24 protein-coding genes are annotated in these 17,975 nt (G+C 45.9%); 5 read left to right on the plus strand and 19 right to left on the minus strand.

Annotated elements, in window-relative coordinates:
- Positions 1–6: 6 nt before the first annotated feature.
- The 3 genes from ANME2D_RS03415 to ANME2D_RS17825 all read left to right on the plus strand — a co-directional run bounded on the left by ANME2D_RS03415 (position 7) and on the right by ANME2D_RS17825 (position 999).
- Positions 7–240 carry a hypothetical protein gene (locus ANME2D_RS03415; RefSeq protein WP_157833935.1) on the plus strand — a complete coding sequence of 78 codons (234 nt, stop codon included), beginning with the start codon at positions 7–9 and terminating at the stop codon, positions 238–240.
- Positions 241–288: 48 nt separating this feature from the next.
- Entirely contained in the window at positions 289–561 is a 273-nt protein-coding gene (locus ANME2D_RS03420) for a hypothetical protein (protein ID WP_048089120.1), read from the plus strand.
- 288 nt (positions 562–849) lie between these two features.
- The gene (locus ANME2D_RS17825; protein WP_157833936.1) at positions 850–999 is read left to right on the plus strand and encodes a hypothetical protein; all 150 of its coding nucleotides are present in this window, start codon (positions 850–852) and stop codon (positions 997–999) included.
- 367 nt (positions 1,000–1,366) lie between these two features.
- On the opposite strand, the gene ANME2D_RS03430 is transcribed toward ANME2D_RS17825, so the two are convergent.
- From ANME2D_RS03430 to ANME2D_RS03480, 12 genes are all read right to left on the minus strand, one after another.
- Positions 1,367–1,855: a hypothetical protein gene (locus ANME2D_RS03430; RefSeq protein WP_048089122.1), complete on the minus strand. Its 489-nt coding sequence runs from the start codon at positions 1,853–1,855 to the stop codon at positions 1,367–1,369.
- A 1-nt stretch (position 1,856) separates the two neighbouring features.
- The gene (locus tag ANME2D_RS03435; protein WP_048089123.1) at positions 1,857–2,129 is read right to left on the minus strand and encodes a hypothetical protein; all 273 of its coding nucleotides are present in this window, start codon (positions 2,127–2,129) and stop codon (positions 1,857–1,859) included.
- A gap of 52 nt (positions 2,130–2,181) precedes the next feature.
- Complete coding sequence (locus tag ANME2D_RS03440) at positions 2,182–3,615, minus strand: hypothetical protein (protein ID WP_048089124.1); 1,434 nt, start codon at positions 3,613–3,615, stop codon at positions 2,182–2,184.
- The gene (locus ANME2D_RS03445; RefSeq protein WP_198527338.1) at positions 3,616–4,200 is read right to left on the minus strand and encodes a hypothetical protein; all 585 of its coding nucleotides are present in this window, start codon (positions 4,198–4,200) and stop codon (positions 3,616–3,618) included.
- Positions 4,184–4,405 (minus strand): hypothetical protein, encoded by a 222-nt coding sequence (locus tag ANME2D_RS03450; protein ID WP_157833937.1) that lies wholly within the window; start codon positions 4,403–4,405, stop codon positions 4,184–4,186. The genes ANME2D_RS03445 and ANME2D_RS03450 overlap by 17 nt, the downstream gene beginning before the upstream one ends.
- The gene (locus tag ANME2D_RS18965; protein ID WP_157833938.1) at positions 4,371–4,592 is read right to left on the minus strand and encodes a YozE family protein; all 222 of its coding nucleotides are present in this window, start codon (positions 4,590–4,592) and stop codon (positions 4,371–4,373) included. Before ANME2D_RS18965 ends, ANME2D_RS03450 begins: the two co-directional genes overlap by 35 nt.
- Before the next feature lie 4 nt (positions 4,593–4,596).
- The gene (locus ANME2D_RS03455) at positions 4,597–5,886 is read right to left on the minus strand and encodes a hypothetical protein (RefSeq protein WP_157833939.1); all 1,290 of its coding nucleotides are present in this window, start codon (positions 5,884–5,886) and stop codon (positions 4,597–4,599) included.
- Entirely contained in the window at positions 5,822–7,525 is a 1,704-nt protein-coding gene (locus ANME2D_RS16700) for a hypothetical protein (protein WP_052368537.1), read from the minus strand. Before ANME2D_RS16700 ends, ANME2D_RS03455 begins: the two co-directional genes overlap by 65 nt.
- Entirely contained in the window at positions 7,522–7,782 is a 261-nt protein-coding gene (locus tag ANME2D_RS03465; RefSeq protein ID WP_048089128.1) for a hypothetical protein, read from the minus strand. The genes ANME2D_RS16700 and ANME2D_RS03465 overlap by 4 nt, the downstream gene beginning before the upstream one ends.
- A 30-nt stretch (positions 7,783–7,812) precedes the next feature.
- Positions 7,813–8,040: an AbrB/MazE/SpoVT family DNA-binding domain-containing protein gene (locus tag ANME2D_RS03470; protein WP_048089129.1), complete on the minus strand. Its 228-nt coding sequence runs from the start codon at positions 8,038–8,040 to the stop codon at positions 7,813–7,815.
- Between the two features lie 174 nt (positions 8,041–8,214).
- Entirely contained in the window at positions 8,215–9,360 is a 1,146-nt protein-coding gene (locus ANME2D_RS03475) for a site-specific integrase (protein ID WP_048089130.1), read from the minus strand.
- A 341-nt stretch (positions 9,361–9,701) separates the two neighbouring features.
- A complete protein-coding gene (locus tag ANME2D_RS03480; protein WP_048089131.1) occupies positions 9,702–9,968 on the minus strand; it encodes a hypothetical protein in 267 nt (88 codons plus the stop codon).
- A gap of 280 nt (positions 9,969–10,248) precedes the next feature.
- Between ANME2D_RS03480 and ANME2D_RS03485 the strand changes: the two genes are divergently transcribed.
- Positions 10,249–10,491, plus strand: coding sequence for a ChaB family protein (locus ANME2D_RS03485; RefSeq protein WP_048089132.1), 243 nt, complete (start codon positions 10,249–10,251; stop codon positions 10,489–10,491).
- Positions 10,492–10,873: 382 nt separating this feature from the next.
- Here the strand turns inward: ANME2D_RS03485 and aroD are convergent, their stop codons facing one another.
- The gene (aroD, locus tag ANME2D_RS03490) at positions 10,874–11,563 is read right to left on the minus strand and encodes a type I 3-dehydroquinate dehydratase (RefSeq protein WP_048089133.1); all 690 of its coding nucleotides are present in this window, start codon (positions 11,561–11,563) and stop codon (positions 10,874–10,876) included.
- 34 nt (positions 11,564–11,597) lie between these two features.
- Between aroD and rtcA the strand changes: the two genes are divergently transcribed.
- Complete coding sequence (gene rtcA / locus ANME2D_RS03495; RefSeq protein ID WP_241763297.1) at positions 11,598–12,638, plus strand: RNA 3'-terminal phosphate cyclase; 1,041 nt, start codon at positions 11,598–11,600, stop codon at positions 12,636–12,638.
- 58 nt (positions 12,639–12,696) lie between these two features.
- Here the strand turns inward: rtcA and rpl12p are convergent, their stop codons facing one another.
- From rpl12p to ANME2D_RS03525, 6 genes are all read right to left on the minus strand, one after another.
- On the minus strand, positions 12,697–13,011 hold the full coding sequence (gene rpl12p / locus ANME2D_RS03500; protein WP_048089134.1) for a 50S ribosomal protein P1: 315 nt from the start codon (positions 13,009–13,011) through the stop codon (positions 12,697–12,699).
- Between the two features lie 21 nt (positions 13,012–13,032).
- A complete protein-coding gene (locus ANME2D_RS03505) occupies positions 13,033–14,064 on the minus strand; it encodes a 50S ribosomal protein L10 (RefSeq protein ID WP_048089135.1) in 1,032 nt (343 codons plus the stop codon).
- Entirely contained in the window at positions 14,065–14,706 is a 642-nt protein-coding gene (locus ANME2D_RS03510) for a 50S ribosomal protein L1 (RefSeq protein ID WP_048089136.1), read from the minus strand.
- Positions 14,707–15,156: 450 nt separating this feature from the next.
- Positions 15,157–15,714, minus strand: coding sequence for an adenylate kinase family protein (locus ANME2D_RS03515; protein ID WP_048089137.1), 558 nt, complete (start codon positions 15,712–15,714; stop codon positions 15,157–15,159).
- On the minus strand, positions 15,711–16,805 hold the full coding sequence (gene hisC, locus ANME2D_RS03520; protein ID WP_048089138.1) for a histidinol-phosphate transaminase: 1,095 nt from the start codon (positions 16,803–16,805) through the stop codon (positions 15,711–15,713). Before hisC ends, ANME2D_RS03515 begins: the two co-directional genes overlap by 4 nt.
- Entirely contained in the window at positions 16,795–17,952 is a 1,158-nt protein-coding gene (locus tag ANME2D_RS03525; RefSeq protein ID WP_048089139.1) for an acetylornithine transaminase, read from the minus strand. The genes hisC and ANME2D_RS03525 overlap by 11 nt, the downstream gene beginning before the upstream one ends.
- Positions 17,953–17,975 lie beyond the last annotated feature (23 nt).

A 17,975-nucleotide genomic window follows, 5' to 3' on the forward strand; every position in this document is an offset into this window, starting at 1 on the left:
ATTAAAATGTGTGAAAAAAACAAAACAGATAAAGCAAGTGCAGAACAAGAGATCTGTGTAAGCATCAGGCTGCCGCGCAAGTATCATGTGTTCTTAAGGAACTATACCACCATGACGGGAGAAAGCGCAGAGGATATTGCAGCGTCCGCTATGAAATCCTACCTGGAGATGTGTTCCTCCAACCTCGGTGTGATCTCAAGAGAAATCCCCTGGCGCCTGGAGAATCAAAAAACGGAATAGATCTCATCCTCTTTGCTCTTTTTTTGCCACCGGGTAGCGGGCGATTAAATGAAGTTGCCGGGCTTGATCATTATGAATAATCCAAAATCAATAGAAGAGTGTGTAGAAGAGATCGAGAAAACCCTTGCAGACGTGATTGAAGAGGCTGAGCGGAAGAACAAAGACCGTGAACACATGTTCTGTCCCCTCTCAAAGATGATGTGCCGGGTGGATTGCGCCTGCTACACCAAAGCCACTGTTCATGGGATGCAGAGCCCAAAGCCGTACATCATGGGCGGATACTGCAGAGCTTATATCCTGCAGGGTCCTGCAGGTCAGTAGTCTCTTTCTTTTTTGCTGCTGGCTACTTGATTAAATGAAGTTGCCAGGTGGGATCATTATGGCTCCCATCACTAAATATGCTAAAGATCGAAATGACCTGTATCTGAATTGTCAATATTGCAACCTGGTATTTAATCCACGGTGCTATCTCCCTGAACTGTGCCACAAGAATCTTGTCTGCTATCTCGGCCGCGCATATGATGAGTATTACCGGGGGTAGTACCTCTCTTTTTTGCCACTGATACATGCAGCAGGCTGATTAAATGAAGTTGTCAGGGGTGATCAATTATGAATAATCTCAATATCGTATCCAGGCTGCGTAAAGTATCGAATGATGAACGGGCCGAAGTGTCGCCGTATGCAATAGCTATCCTGGTTATTCTTATGACTATCCTCTTCCTTACCCCTGCTGCTATCATGTTTATTACGATGAAGTAGCTCCTTTTTTTGCCACTGGTACAAGCTGATACGACCCACGTTATCCTATCCCCATAAATCGCCTGGAAACTTTAGCAGAATTTTCTATGTAAAATTGAGTACCCGTCACCAAAATTTTTTTTAGATTTTTGGCTTAAGTTTCAGGAACAGTGTAAAAATCCAATGCCTGATATTCCGCGGGCACGGAGGCTAAAGGACCGAACCCGCGGGATATCAAGTTTTGTTATCGCTCTCGGCGGCGCCTCGAATCCTCCCGTATCCACCAGTTGCTGCCAGGCTTCTTCGTCAGGTCGTTGACCTTGCACCCCTTTGGATGGAGTTTATGCTGCCGTGTTTCTATCCTGTGCCTCTTCTGCCCCCCCATAGCTCACCGCTGCGGTGCAGGTAGCGGGAAGTCCGGGATCGCATCAAGCCTGGCGACCAGCGGAGCCGTTACCTCATCGTGCTTCTTCAACTTTGATTCAGCCTCTGTTATGGCAGCCTCGAGATTAGCGCATTTCTCTCTTGACAGGACGCCCTTAATCACACCCTGCTTGAGTGTCTGATCATTGGTTGCGATCGAGCTAACGTACCGCATTCGCTCAGCCCCGAACTCAAAGTTTCCAACGTCCAGAGTTCTGGCGGCTTCTTTGACTGCATCGATCAGCTTCTCGAGCTTAACACTCTCCTGGCGCAGGGCGAACATAGTCTCAGAGATCGACTTCGCCTCCTCCCGATACGACGGATCAATTATAACGGAATATTTCGGATCCAGGGTGATATACTTCAATATATCTGCTCTCGCTGCTGAAATCTTCGCTTCAGCTTCGGCCTTCAGCCGTTCGAGTTTTTTGATGGTTTCTTTATTTAGTTGCATTTCAGACACCCGCCTTTTTCGCGTATGCATCGTTGATCCTCGCTTTTATGTCATTATGCCTCTCCACCCGGTCCGCGAGATCTGTGAGGTGTTCTGTGGTCCAGCCCGTAAAGTCATCCTCTCGGAAAACAGGCGCGGCATCGATGATCCGCTTGATCAGCGGCGCCCTCTTCTCAGCCTCTGCAGCGTCTAGCTGTGCCTGCAGCCTCTTGAGCTCGGCGTCTTTACTTCTGATCTCGTCTTCAAGTTGTCTTGTTTTTGTGCTTGATTGCATATTTTCTTATTCTCCTTCTTTTTCTATATTGTCATTATATTATGACTTTAATCTATTCTGAATATTCCCAGTCGATGTTGTATCGCATCCCCTCGATCCTCATTTTGGCCTGCGTCCCGGCGAATGTGAGCCGCTGCTTCGTGCAGACAAACGCTTCCATAGCGCCTGAGAAGTTATCGTAAAAGTCCACCCTCTTCCCGACCAGGTCTGAAAATACCGCATAGTCTTCCTTGATGTTGCCCTCCAGGTAGATCAATGGCGCGTGGTACAACCGCACAGCCTTGTCAGAGCGGGCGTTCACTCTGGTTTGGCTATCGAGTGAGCTGTCGATAACCGATTTTCGCTTCAGGCCAAAGGCGTTGATGCTGCGGCCGGCGACCCCGTGCAGTACCTCCTCAACCTTTAAGGTGCATCCTGAGAGCGAGTCCGCTCTGAAGCTGTTCAGCGCGCCCGTTGCCAGGCCGGCATAACGGTGGTCCGTGAAGTGTGTTCGTGCCGTGTACGCAGGGATCTGCAGGAAAAACCTTTCACTTAGTTCGTTCGGTGGCGGCGGGTAAGCATCGTCAGAGCCATTGATCAGTATGCTCCCGGTCTTGTCTGTGCCAGTTGGGTTTGTGACCGTGACCAGCAGGTAGTGGCGCGCCGACGGCTGAACCGCTGCGTTGAAGTACTCCTCGTTGGTTGGGATGGCCGTTTCATTCAGTATCGGGGTCGGCGCGTAGATCTGGTTTTTCAGCAGCCCTGCCCCCCACACGTCCATAAAATTTATGAGTCGGTAGTCTCGCCAGGTGTTTTTTGGAAGGATGAGCTTCGGATCCGTGAAGGTTGCAGCTGCATCAGCATCACTTACTTTCAGCAGCATCGGAACGATATAGATATTAAAATCAGACTGCAGCGCGTCTACCCGCAAGGCAAATTCCCAGACATGATTGACTGAAGCGGTATCCAGCGCCTGCGTTAAATCCTGCATCGCAGACCAGATGCTGCCGCTATACGTTCTTGTGATCTCAGTTTCGAAGACACCAGAGAGTTCGCCGTAATAAGGGATTTTTGAAGTATCGTATCTGTAGAGGGATTTTTTCGTGACACCGTAATCGTTGCTGATCCTGCAGAGATCATTGAAGATGAAATTGATCGACTTATCGATATAATCGACTCCGGCTGGAGGCAATCGAATTGAGTTCAACTCCTTCTCCCAGGAATAGGCTGTTGTGGTCAGCGTCCTCAGTTTGTTGTACTGCTGCGTGTACTCCGGGGCCCTGAGGAGCCCATCGAAGAGCTTTACACTGTCTTTATAGAACCTGACCGGCCTGGTCTTGTCGATCTGCGGATCCATATCTTTTCGCTTCGAGGTGATCTTCAGGATGTCGCCCTCAGTCAAAGAGCGCTCGATCTGGACGGACGCCCCGCGCAGCAGATGTGGCGCGTAGCTTCCTGACCCGAAACCATCGGAACTTTTGGAATAGATTTCGAATCTGAACGTCATCTATTCCTCCGCTGGTTCTCGATCACTCATTTTTGTGGCCATGATCGCCAGTATTTTCATAAATGTATCATCTCCTTCTATATTTTTACTTTTTAATAATTTATACAAATCTTCCATGTTGTAGCGCGGCCCCTGTTCAGCATACAACCCAAAATTCTTGAGTTTTTCATGTATCCTGACATCGAATTTCAATATCGGGGTGAGCAGATGGTGCGCCCTCCATCTCACGACTGCGCCTGTTTTTGAATCTTTCACTGCCCGCTTGAAATCTGCTGCGGCTGCGGTGTCAGTCATTAAATTGCGGGAAGCGATCTGGATCGAAAGGAAAAGGAGCTCAGTCATGCGCGGGTCCGTTGGTTCCCAGTCAAGCTGCCGTCTGAAGGACTCGGATACATCCTCAACAAATTTAGCAACATCTGGCTTGTTCTTCTTCCAGAAATCGAGCAGGCGCATGGGATCTTTGGTGAAACCGCCATGCGTAGACCTACTGACCCGTATCAACCCCTTTGGTCTACCGCGGCCGCGCTTCTTAGCTGGGTTGTGGTCACAACTCTGGTCACTGTTAGGGTTACAATTTGGGTGCATAACGCCCTCCTTCCACGCCTTCCCCGGCTCCAGGGGCATGATTAAAATAAGATTCTAAAATAATAATAGCCGTTGACATGCCTTTCTCGCCGCGTAAAGCGCCAGAAAAAGGACAGGCTTCCTTGTGCGGGCAGTTCGAGCAGGCAAGGAGTGAGCAGGAGCGGATCATATTAATCTCCTCTTTTAGAATGCTGATACTCATCATTCGCCCTCCTACACGCCTCACTAACACAATTATGCACCCCCCGGCTATCCAGGTATCGCCTTAGCTGGAGATATGTTGTGAATCGTCTGGTTCTTGAGTCCTGAAGCACATCCCTTGCTAAGTCGCCAACTGGATCATCACGTTTCTTCTGGCCTTTCAGCCAATTCATGAAGGTGTCGCCGCTCATAGTCTCACCGCCCCCTGTCACGATCTGTAATCGCGGCTTTGATTAGCAGCTCTGCTTCCTCGTGGGACATCGTAAGCTTATGTTCCCTCCACATGTCGCCTATGAAGTACCTGACTTCTTCTTCCATGGCGTTTGCGTTTATTGGTTGGTAGCCGTAATCTCGCAGGATGCGATTGCGAGCTAATTTCAGCTTATCGATCTGTGAGGGCTCCCCCTTAGATACTTTGGATAATATCGTCATTACCGTCATACCGTCATGGTGTGTTGCAGGTTCTTGTTTTCTTGATGACGATACTAATGACGATACTATTTTTGGTGTCGTCACGTCTCTGGTCCCACCCTCATGAATGACGATACTATTCTTTTCATTTTTGGTACCGTCATCAATACCGTCATTGTCTCCTGCTCGTGGAAATGACGGTAATGACGGTATGACGGTATTATCCGCAGTTTGTAAGGGGGAACGTGAAAGCTGTATAGTTCTCTGTTGGGCATCTCGAATGGCCACAAATATTATGCCTTCTTCCAGCAGGTTTGTTTTTATTTCGTTTAACCGCCTGGTCAGTGTGTTGGCCGCCTTCGGAAATCCCTGGGCCTTGGTATTCACTCGACATGCTTCACCCAGCAACTCAAGCTCGATTAGCAGCTCGGAGGGTGTACCCTGCCACTCTGTCCTGTCCCCCATGAACTTAAGAATCAGATCACCTATAATGCTGCCTTCCAGCGCCTCCCGATTCTGTGCCCGGATATTAGCATCATATGCATCCAGGAAAGCATCCATACCATATCCCAGCGCCTCGGCAATCGCACATCCCCACACAGCAAAGTCTGCCATTCGGGGATACTCATCAAGCTCTATAGAAGGATACAGCGCCATGGCCCTTGACACTGCCGTGAATATCCCGCCCAGTATCTCTCCCTGTACTTTTTCAAGGGCGGCCCAGAATTTAGCTTCCGGTATTCGCTTGTTTCTTGGTATTCTCTCGAGCCCTATCAATACGCTCCTATCCAGCAGATCAGGTTTAGTCGCCACTACATTAATACCGTTAAGCCCTATGCAGCGCCTGTACTTGTAGATAAAATCTTCATCATCGCTGTAGAGCTCACGCTTTGTTATGCCATCGCCAGTGATAGCTCTGCAGAGTATATCGCTTTGCCATGTCTGCAGGGACGTGATATTATCGTAGGGGGCATAGTAATGGTGCGCCAGCTGCTGTACAAACTCTTTCTTATCGTGGGGCAGGGGAGAGGAGAGATAAGGCGCTCGGATCCACAAGCCTCTTGATGAGGGCATTCACAGTGCTTTTGGCAGCGCCTTTCTCGCCGTAAAATACTAAGCATACGTGAGCGATATCCGGGATAAAGTAAGACACAAGAGCTACCAGGAATAGCAGCTTTTCCCCTTCATCTTTGATAGGGATAAACTCAAGTATCTTCTTCACCTCTGCGATAGGTGCGTTTTGAGTAGGACTACTGCTTTTCATGTGCGATAGCGTCATGAACAGGATAGGCACATCCTTCATAATCCCCCAGCCCTGCGCTGTTATCTTGACTGCTGTCCAGTCTGCCAGGTCATACCAGATGGCGCCATCGTGCCAGCAGCATCTCACGGATAGATTGTACTGCTTTCCGTCGTGCTCTGCTATTGCCTTAATTACGCTCAATGCACTGTTGATAGCATCGCTCCCGGGCGCAGTGCCAGTCTCTCTATAATACCTCCCTGACAGCCAGCTTCCAAAGGTCTGCGACTTGAGGGACAGTATCTTATTGACACCATTGATCTTGATCCGCGCATACAGCTTCAGGACGTCGTCATGAAATAGCTCGACATCACTCGATTCGACATAGTGTATGAGTGCGCTAGCCTGCGAATCTCCATTGCCCTTGCTTCCACTAGCCTTCTGCTTCTCACGCGGTTCACTTCCTCTCTTTTCTCTGTTCGGCTCTAGCTTATCTCTCAATGCCCTCCAGTCATGCTTTGCGCATGAGTTGTGAAAACAATGAAAAACTAATGCCCCGGATTGCGTTTGTATGATACTTGCATCCGGGTATCTATGACTCGCATCAAAAGGGCACTTATCCAAAACGTACATAGTGCCACTATTCCATGGCTTAGTGGAAGCGACTGTTATATCGTATTGCTTCATCCAGGCCTGGATGTCAAAGCCATTGGAATATCCCTTGTCTGGCTTGTGTTCTTCTTCCACAGGTATAACTGCTATCAGTTCACCGATCTGATCTACTGATATAGGGTTTATTTCTGCAGGTACCTCCAGTATCTTGCTCTCCCTGTGCGGCCGCTCGGCGGTGCTATCTCCCTTCTTGGCGACAGTCCCATAGAGCTTGACTATCCGCGATGCATTAAATACCGTCAAGTCAATCCCTACTTCCTTATCACCGAAAACAAGATCGAATGCCTCCAGACACTTCTTGACGGTTTGGGTGCTTTCTTCGTTGTTTGGTAGGTCTATATGGTATATCAGGCTTGCACCGTTCCCCGAATCACAAACGACCGGATCAGCCCATCCATGTTTTGCCATAATTTCCCGGATGTGATAGGCTTTTGCTATTGCCGCGTTGTGCTCTGCATCGGTTGAAGATATACCCGCAGGCCGTATGGGGTCTATATCCACTAACAAAAACGTCCTCTTGAGTATGTCCTTGTCAGATGTGGTCAATTTAGAGTTTTCGTCTAGACGGTTGCTGCATCTGGATAGTAACGCCGGGTTCACGGGGTTGAGAGTAACGTATATCCCTGGTACTTTGGTATCATATTTTATTACGCTCTGGACTGCTTTATCCAGGTTATTAAAGTATCCCGCTATTGTTGTCTCGTATTTTCCGTTCAGCTTCGCCTTGGGTATTCTAATCTCTAGCACGGGGCTGTATTTAAAAAAGAAAGAGAGTGTGTTAGCTATGTCATCTCGGCTCATTTTAAACCCCTTTTTGCTGCCTGGACTGCCCTTCTGCAGGCCTGGCACTCCGGCCACTCATCTGGCCGCCCCACGTCACTCACTGCGTACTCAGCCGACAGCGGTACTTCGCAACCTCCGCAAAGGCTATCACCTAAATATTCTTTTAAAGTCAGAATAAAGGCGCGCTCTAAAGGGCTAAAACCGGGGAGTAGTTTTTCATTTGTACCCGCGAGCGCCCTCGCTTTTTGGGCCTGGTCCGGGGTTAGGGTCAACATGCCGCCACCAAAAAGCAAAAGTTTATGATATTACAAGGGTAATATATCATCCGCGGTCACATCCACGTGATTTGCGTGTGTTGCATCGGCCTTGGTCTTGGCAGGCTTGACCGGCGCAACCACAATCTTCTTCCCATTTTTTAGCAGCCTGAATACGATTTTGTCGCCGGCCCGAAGCTCCATCAACTCTACAAGGGGCTTCGGTAAAACGGAGACATACGACCCGTGCTGCGCTTGAATTGTTCGTGTATATTTCATGTTTCCTCCACTGTAATAATACGTGTTTAACTATTTAATTATTTACTTACTATTGCCATGTATAGCCCTCTAATTCAAAAACTAAGCTTTTTAAACGTTTCTTTGTATTACAGGTGTAATATAAGCTCTTTAAAGCTAAACACGCTCGACAGGTTATGTTTTTGACGAGAAAATTCATGCCTGTAAGTGCTTGGCAAGTAATCTCTGGATTTCAGGGTCCTTCTGCAGCAGTGCAAACAATTCAGGGATGGTCTGGCTCTTTTCTTCAATCTCCTTTGCAGCACTCTTATTGAGTACCAACCCGCAGACACTGCAGAATTTAGCATCTACAGGGTTCTCGGCAGTGCAGCGCGGGCACTTCCCTGGCTTAAGAGTCTTGAATATCAGTTCTTCATCATCCGTGATCAGGCCGTTCTTAGCCAGGAGCTTCCGATCAACATCACCGCCTGCAAGATGAACATAGGTAGCAGGCATGCCGCTTTCTTTCTCCCAGCCTGCAAGGATCCTTAGCTCTGACTCCAGGAAGCCCTGTTTTACGAAAAAAGTAAGCCTGCCGTGTCTGAGCGCATGAGGGTGAACGTTTTTGTTGATCCCTGCTAATTTACTCACAGTTTTAAGCATGTTCTGGACCGTGCGCTGATCTACCCTGCGCTCAGCCGTGACTTTAGCTTCTTTGTGGTCATAGCGCCTTTCTGTGACAAACAGCGGTGCATCTGGATTATTTTTTAGCGGATGCTGATTAAGCCACAGCCTAATGTCAGGTAGAGAATCTATTAACCTGATCTTACGCATTCCTGTCTTGCCGCTCACTATCATTGTGGCGCCATGTTCGTCAGGCTGTATGTGGTTAATGTTCCGGCTCAGGACTTCATTCAACCTGCATCCAGAATCCCACAGCAGCATGATAATAGCGCGGTCCCTCTGGCTCTTACATGTGCTGATCAGCTTTTTGACATCTTCTGGCGTGATAAGCTGCTCGACAGGTAAATAGTTCTTCGGCTGCCTCACTTTGATATCTGAGAAGTAATCATTACCCGGTTTCAGCCAGTCATAGAACTTCCTGAGAGCAATGATATCACCGTTCACGGTGCGCTGCTTGTTATTATTGCGCCTGTGAATGATGTAGTCCTGAATATCATCTTTTGTGATCTCACTTGCGGGCTTGAACTTGAAGTATTCCAGAAGTGTGTATATCTTCCAGAGATAACCATTAACTGTAAGCTTACCAAGCTGCTGCAGTTCAAGAGCGCGCCTGTAATTTTTCACTATATCTACATTCTTTCCTGCAATATCGGTTGTGAACTCGGGTGCATATTTCATGTGCTTAGATTAGCTTGCTTACCAATAAATCTTACGCCATAAATTACGCAGGACTTAAGATCCTGTCTCGCAGGAGTTCGTGGGTTCGAATCCCATCCCCCGCATCCTGATATTAATTCTGATGTTCATACGGTCGAGGAGCAATACTTCATATTGCTGCAATTATTATTTTAATTTGGTTGTTGGTGGTCTATTTGTTTTTAAGATTTGTTTACGGATTATTTTTATAAGTGAGTTAAGGTGATAGGGTGGTTTAATTATAGGATAGCCGGGGTGAAATGGCAAGAGGCTATAAATTAAGAAAAATTTCAAGTAATTTTAATGAAAAAAAAGAAAAAAAATTATACTTTTTCGTGAGCCGCTCTTATTTCTTCGGGAGTAAATATGCTGACTTCATGGATACACGCTTTATCTCTTAAAAATTCTGGTACTATTTTCAATGCCTCTTCTTTGCTATCTGCATCTATATATGCCCAGCCTGTATGTTCACCAGATTTGCACCCAAAAGCGAATTGTTTAAGTACATCTTCTCCTTTCTCAAGCATTTTATCAAGCGCCTGCAAACACTCTTCAGGAGTGTGCGTTGATTCAACTACATATTTTGTCATATTCTTCTACCCACTCTTTACTTTATATACACTGATTTGTGTATATACTGATAGTTACAGCTTACCAACAGATATACTTTATTTTTATCACAGATGTTTTCAGCTGTGGGTTTGAAGTTCGGTTTTCGTCTGGTATTTTCTCATGTTAAGGTATAGAACGTACCATAGTCCTTTTATAGACCGGATATTAATGATAATTATGTTAAAGTCTAATGGGAGTTAAATCCTGATTTAGGATATCAAAAGGCTTTAAACTAAAAGATAATTGGGAGTGGAGCAAATGCCATACTATAACAGTTTAAAAGATTTACCTGAACGAGTCCGCAATAACCTACCAGAGCATGCACAGCACATATTCATGGAGGCGTTCAACAATGCATGGGAGCAGTACAAAGAGCCTGAGAAAAGAAGAGGCGGCCAGAAACAATCGAGCGAGGAAGTTGCGTTCAAAGTAGCATGGGCCGCGGTTGAAAAGGAGTATAAAAAAGATGAATCGGGAAAATGGGTTAAAATGCAGGGCTAAACGGCTAATCAGATGACTGGCCAATCAGGAATGAATTATCACCTCTTCAATTGTTACCTATCTCGAACCACTCTTTGAAGCCACTCTACTTGATCTCAATAATAGCTCTAACTCATAGTTAAATTATGGCTGCTATTTTTACTACAAACCCTTATCAGATTTTTTCAATTAATTTTTTTATGTCTGCTTTAACCTGTAATCAGGAGGTAAAGACCGATAGCTAATGCAATAACCACGTAGGGTGCTAAAGTTGAGCCACCCAGGATACATGGTATAATTAGTAGTGTGGGTTGAGTGACTGTACAAAAATACAGTGCATATATAAATGGAATACACATTATGAACCCGATTATCCGAATGTATATTCTCTTCATGATCTCACTCAAGCTATTTTCTTCAATATCGACCGTATCTCATCCACCCTGAGCTGCCCGGGGGCTGTTGCGCTCTCAACATATCCGTAGGTCATGATAGAGCCGTAGATCGGCGCAATAACGCGCGAGTGCCTGCCTATCTCACCCATGGCTATCGTACACACCGCATCTTTAGCATGCAGGGTAACATCGAACAACCGCAGCACATCCTCAAGCGAGTTCGGCGTTACGGCAAGCTTTGCGATATCAGCGCCTGAATCAAAGGATTCGTTTATGATCTCCACCATATCCTCAGAACCCGGAGTTCTTTTAAAATCATGCGTGGATATTATAACCATCTTCCCGGCACTTTTAGCTTCTTTAACAACAGCATCCCTGTTCTCTGCGCACAATTCTATATCTACCGCATCGGCAAGAGGTAACAGGGAGATCAATGCCAGGATGCGCTCGGCTTCGCCACCCGACCATGCGCCCCCCTCCTGCTTCATTCTGTTGGTAATAATAACGGGCAATCCTGTTTTCCCCAGATCCTGAAGTATCAGGCGCATATCCATATCAATCTCCAGAAGATCAAGCCTGATCTCAATAATATCTGCACCCAGCTTTTTTGCTTTAGTTGCAGAATCGACAGGATTCTTCCCTATAGACGCTACTATTGATCTATTGAGAGCCATACCTGCTATACATACCGGTACCATAGTCGATAAATATCGCTACTTAACAATAAGGCTTATGAGCGGACAGATGGATAATGGGTTTATGAAGCTGGATGGGTCTTATGGTGAAGGCGGGGGCCAGATCTTAAGAACAGCAGTAGCGCTTTCTGCGGTTACTGGAAAACCGGTTGAAATATATAATATCAGGAAAAAGCGGCCAAAACCAGGACTTGCGGCGCAGCATGTAAAAGCCGTGGAGAGCGTTGCATCCATCTGTGAAGCAGAGATGGAGGGCTGCTCACTTCATTCCACCCGGTTGAGTTTTAAGCCCGGAAAAATAAAAGGAGGCGCATATGAATTTGATATCGGCACTGCCGGCAGTATATCCCTTCTTCTCCAGTGTCTTATGCCTGCTGCCATGCTTGCGCCACAGCCTGTAAGAGTAAGTATTACCGGCGGAACAGACGTGTCCTGGTCACCGTCCATTGATTACATGAGATTCGTCACACTGGGTGCACTTTCTCGTATGGGATATGATTGCGGGATTAATGTTATACGCAGGGGCTATTATCCGCGCGGAGGAGGGAATGTTGAGGCTATTATCAATCCCTCGGTATTAAGAGACAGGAGTTTTGATATGAATCAATGCGCTATCATTGAGGGGATCTCCCATTCATCTGGTCTGCCGCCTCATGTGACTGAGCGGCAGGCTTCATCGGCTGAGAAAATACTGCGCGAGGCAGGATATCCTGCGAAGATATCACTTGAGGTAAATGAACAACCATCAACCGGAAGCGGCCTGACATTATGGTGCGGTACAGCCGGAGGGACTGCTCTTGGCAGACCTGGCTTAAGAGCTGAAAAAGTAGGCAGCAGTGCGGCAGAATCAATACTTGCTGAACTTAAATCCGGCGCAGGGGTAGATATCTATCTTGCAGATCAGTTAATCCCTTATATAGCACTGGCTGGAGGCGGCTCTTTTACAACAAGAACCATTACCCTTCACACAAAGACCAGTATATGGGTAACAGAACAGTTCCTTGATGTGAAATTCAACATAGAAGAGCTAAAATCAGGGTTATTCAGGGTATCTGTTTTATCAAACCTATCGACTTAAAAACAGCGTTAAAACTTGTAAAATAATAGAATATAAAAAAGAAGAGGAATGCTGGTTCTCAGCCGAATAACGCTCCGAGTCCTTCCATTCCGCTCTCTTCAGCTTTTTCTTTCCCCTCTTCTTCCTTCTTCTCCTCCTTCGGTGCCTCTTCTACCTTGGCAGGAGCCGCAGGTGCTGCAGTCGGAGCTGGAGCTGCAAATGCAGCCTTTGAGATTGCCTCTTCGATATTGACACCTTCAAGAGCTGAAACAAGGGCTTTTGCTCTTACCACATCAACTTCCAGACCTGCTGCCTTAATCACATCAGCAATTCCTTCTTCTGTAACTTTCTTTCCTGCGCTGTGTAATAGCAGCGCTGCATATACGTATTCCATTTTGATCACCTTTTATTAAACTTAATCAAACAGCGAACCAAGGCCCGCTGCAATAGCTGTTTCATCTTCTTCTTTCTTCTTATGTTCTTCCGTCTTCTCTTCTTTTGCCGCCACAACTTCAGGTTCCTTTTCTTCTTTTGGTGAAGTCAGGAGCGTCTCCCTTAACTTATTACTAATAGCATTTGCATCTTTCTGTGATGCAACCTGGGCAAGGGATAGCATCTGAGTATTCGCTTTTGCAAGTAATTCTCCTATAAAGTCGGGCATTATTATCTCAGCATTTATAGCGAGATTTCTTGATTCCGACGCTGCTTTTGCAAGCAGGGTGCCGATCGTGGCTTTTGACGGATATGCCGCATTGATAGATAAATTAAATGCCCTCTGAACCGCCTGGGTTATATCGCCAATGTATTTAGTTTCATCAATCGCCAGTATCTCAGATTCATATATTATGCCTTTTTCATAGACTGCCCGAAGATCAAGACCCAGTTCTACTGGTTGAATCTCAAGGCGGGCAAGGATTGATGCGAGTTTAGCATTGACCACGTCACCTTTTTTAGCTACGGTCCTTGTTTCCCTGATTACGACTTTTCCGCCTTCTATGCCTGCCGGGATCCCTGAACTTTGCAGTTCTCCTACTATTGGCCCAGGTGGAAAAGAGGTAGGACCTTTCTGGACAACAATATCCCTTGGTGCTATTCCCCCGGCTTTTATAGGTGCGGATGCTCTGCCCTTCTCTAAAATCCTGTATAATTTAAAGGGATCCTCGTTACTGAATAATAAAGCGGTCTGGTCTTCTACATACTTATTCATCTGTTTGACATCATCAGATGATGTTTCCAGTGCACGGTAGATAAGGTTATTCCTGCATACCTTAACATCTGCCATACCGCGCAGATTTTTGCGCATTAATTGAAGCTGGCTTGATGGGATTCCATGAACTCCAACAATGCCTACTGCAGAATGGGCTGATATCAATTTCTTTATATCCTCGATCTCATCCTTTTTCCATTGAGGGATGTGAGTACTGTGATGTTTAGTCTCTGCTGCCATTTAGATCACCTTTACCGATGGCCCCATAGTAGTCTTGACATACACTGATCTTACGTTGTATAGACCACGTTCGTACCTGTGTTCGATACGATTTACTATCGCCTCGATATTCTCTGATATTTTCACAGGGTCCATATCCTTTCTTCCAACCGGGATATGGAATGTCATCTTATCCTTGGATCTCACTTTTATGGCATTCCTGGATCTATTGATTAGCTGAACAACATCCTTATCCGGTGTCAGGGGTATGGGCATTTTTCCCCTCGGTCCGAGTACCTGACCAAGGGTTTTACCGATTGCAGGCATGAGTGCAGCTTCAGCTATAAAGAAGTTGACTTCATCAGCAAGCGATTTTGCTCTTGATTTATCTTCCCCAAGGACACTGATCTCATCCGGGTCGAAGACATAATCAGCTCCTGCGCCTTTTGCCCTCTGGGCAGTTTCACCTTTAGCGAATACCGCAATCTTTATCGTCTTTCCAGGACCGTTCGGCAGGATAATCTCTTCATCCATCCTGTTCTGCGGCTGGTTCATATCAAGATTCTTAAGGTTTATCGCTAGATCAATACTCTCTGAGAATTTACGCTGTGGCGATTTTTCCAAAGCTTGTTTTACAGCATCTAGTATTTTGTCGTGTTCCACTAAGATTCCTCCCGTAGTATTCGATTAAATATCTCCTACGGCTAACAGAATTGTCCTCTTTTATACTATCTACTACTTTAAACTATCGGTTATCGTCATGTTTACAGTAGTCTTGGTAACTACCAGAGCAGACAGAATATATTAAATCACGATATTAAATATAATTATAAACTATTTTCTACTTTTATATATATCTTGAGCAGAGTAGTGCATCTCGCTCATATGATTGAATATAGAGTTCATTGACACAAACTCCTGCTTGCAGAAAGTGCAGACAAAGGTTTGTGGACAGCCAGATCCATTAGTTTTTCTATCCTTATCCATTATTATTCACTTCGCATTAATTTATCATGGTGATAATGATTGGTAGTTTAGCTTTTGGGTTATATAAAGTTGCCGACTGAACTGGAAAAAATTTAGAGTACTACTATATTAGAGCTCCTGGTAATACTATAGCTCTACCTGATCTATCCAGTTAATCTCTCCAGGTAGAAACCCGGCCGGTATTTTTCTATCTCTCAAGGACTCTATTATAAAAATAATTGCTTCTACAATGGCCCGGGGTATCATATCAGTAGTATTAATCTCATAGACACTGCTGCTTTTTTGCACAGACTCTACAAGTATTACGTCCAGTGCCTCAGCATTTACATTTTCCTTTACCTTTTCAGAGGAATAGCCCTTTTTAATAAGACGCTCTCTTAGAGTTGCAGGTGATGCCCTGAGCACGATAATAGCATCAGCAGGCAGAAGATGCGAGAGATGGCCTTCCATGAGGATGTCCTTACCTTCTGGTGTTTTATCGATTATCTGCTTCACCCGCTCTTCCAGCTTTTCAAGATCAGCAGTATAGCAATCCCGCATCTCATCCTTTCCTGTGTAGAGCTTCTCACCAATAATGAGTTTATTCAGGTCGATAACATGATATTGCTCGCTGTATTGGGATTGTATTAACCCGCAGACAGTGGTTTTTCCAGTACCTGGTGTGCCTGTAAGAGATATTATCATAAACCGATACCCTGCAGAGTATCTATGACCTTCTGGTTCTGCTCTTGAGTGCCCACGCTTATCCGTATCAGAGATCTTCCTGCGCCCCTGAACGATGTGCAGTCACGCACTATTATGCCCCTTTTTAAGAGCGATTCTGAGATCCCGGTTGCTGTATGGGGTGACACATCTATCAGGATAAAATTCGCCTCAGAGGGATATACTTTACAGTATGGTTCAAGCCCTCTTGTAAGCTGTATGCGTCCTTTTCTTACGGTCTCGATGCTCATCTTCAGGTGCTCTTTGTCGTTCAGCGCTGCAATACCGGCTTCAAGCGATAGTACATCAACAGAGAACGGAGTCATGACTTTCATGTATTCCCTGGAGAGCCATTCGGGTACGAGTGCATAACCCAGGCGCATCCCTGCAAGACCGAATACCTTAGAGAACGTGCGCCCGATTACTATATTCTCATATTCTCTCACCAGTCCTGCAAGATTTGTTTGTGCGAAGTCCACATAAGCTTCATCAATGAACACAATTGCATTAACCGATTCAAGGATCTGCCGCACCTCCTCTTCACTTGTAACATTTCCTGACGGATTATTAGGCGAACAGAGGAAGATCATCCTTGTATTGTTATTTACTTTATCGAGGATATCCTGATATCTGATCTTAAAATTCGCATCTCTCTCTACAAATACTGGCTTCCCGCCATTTGCAAGTGTTGCGATATCATAATAAGAGAAAGTAGGCAGCGGGATTATTGTTTCTGCTCCCTGCGACATGAAGAGCCTCATCACTGTATCAAGTATTCCATCCATGCCGTTTCCTGATACTACGATATTATCAACCTTGTAGCCTGTGCTGCCTGATATTGCACTTCTTAACTCAAGTGCATCTGAAGGTGGATATATGTGAATTCTCTCTGCTTTTTCTCTGATAGCAGCCACGGCGCGGGGTGAAGGTCCGAGCGGGTTCTCATTCGATCCCAGTTTGATTATCCCGGCAGGATCGAGTCCATATTTTCTGGCTATCTCCTCGATGGATTTCCCGGGCACATACTCCTCAATATCTCTTACAGCAGGTCGAAGCAGTGTATCAAATCCCATTAAGTACTTCCACCACCCTGTCCAGTTGCTCTTTCGTGATAGTAAGAGGCGGGATAAAGCGAAGCACTGATTCTGATGTACAGTTGAGCAGCACGCCTCTGTCTCTTGCCTTATTAACGATATCATCACATTTAATTGAGAGTTCCATACCTACAATCAATCCTTTACCCCGGATCTCTCTGATATAGCTCTTATCCAGGGCATTGAGCTTATTAATGAGGTATTCACCCAGTTCTCTTGATCTCTCAACAAGTCCTTCGTTCTTAATTACTTCTATATTCGCAAGTGCTGCAGCACAGGAAAGCGCATTTCCACCAAAGGTCGAGGCATGATCGCCGCGCTCGAATTTTACAGCTATATCCTCACAAGCAAGCATTGCGCCCATCGGGAACCCTCCTCCCATGGCTTTAGCCACTGTCATTATATCACCCCTGATACCGAAGTGCTCTTTAGCGAACCATTTTCCTGTCCTTCCAAAGCCAGTCTGTACCTCATCCAGTATCAATAGTGTATCTGTCTCATCGCAGATCTCCCGCACTTCTTTGAGATAATCATCAGAAGGTACTATCACCCCGCCTTCACCCTGTATCGGCTCAAGGATAACGCCTGCTGTTTCTTTAGTTATAGCCGCCCGGATGGCATCAGTATCATTATACGGGACGAATACAGCGGGTGAGAGCGGCTCAAAAGGTTTGCGGTATTTCTCTTTATGCGTAACACTGAGTGCACCCCGTGTCCTTCCGTGAAAAGCATGTTCTGCCGCGATGAACTCTTTTTTACCCGAGGCTTTGCGTGCAAGTTTTAATGCTCCCTCAACTGCTTCTGCTCCTGAGTTACAAAAAAACACCCTGTCCATCCCTGTCAGATTGACAAGCTCCTCAGCAAGAACTGCCTGTTCTTCAGTGTAATAGAGGTTGGATACATGTATTAACTGCCCGGCCTGGTGTTTTATAGCACCAACAACTGCAGGATGACAGTGGCCTACATTATTCACAGCAATCCCGGCCACACAGTCTATGTAATCTTTTCCACTGATATCTGTCACAACAGCTCCCCTTGCTCTTTTTATTGCCAGAGGCTGGCGTGTGTAGGTCTGGAATACATACCTCTCGAATTTCCTGACTATCTCATCATAACTTGGGTCCATATCAATCCTCGATGTTATCTTGC

Origin of the sequence: Candidatus Methanoperedens nitratireducens (assembly GCF_000685155.1) — an archaeon.
Lineage (GTDB): Archaea > Halobacteriota > Methanosarcinia > Methanosarcinales > Methanoperedenaceae > Methanoperedens > Methanoperedens nitratireducens.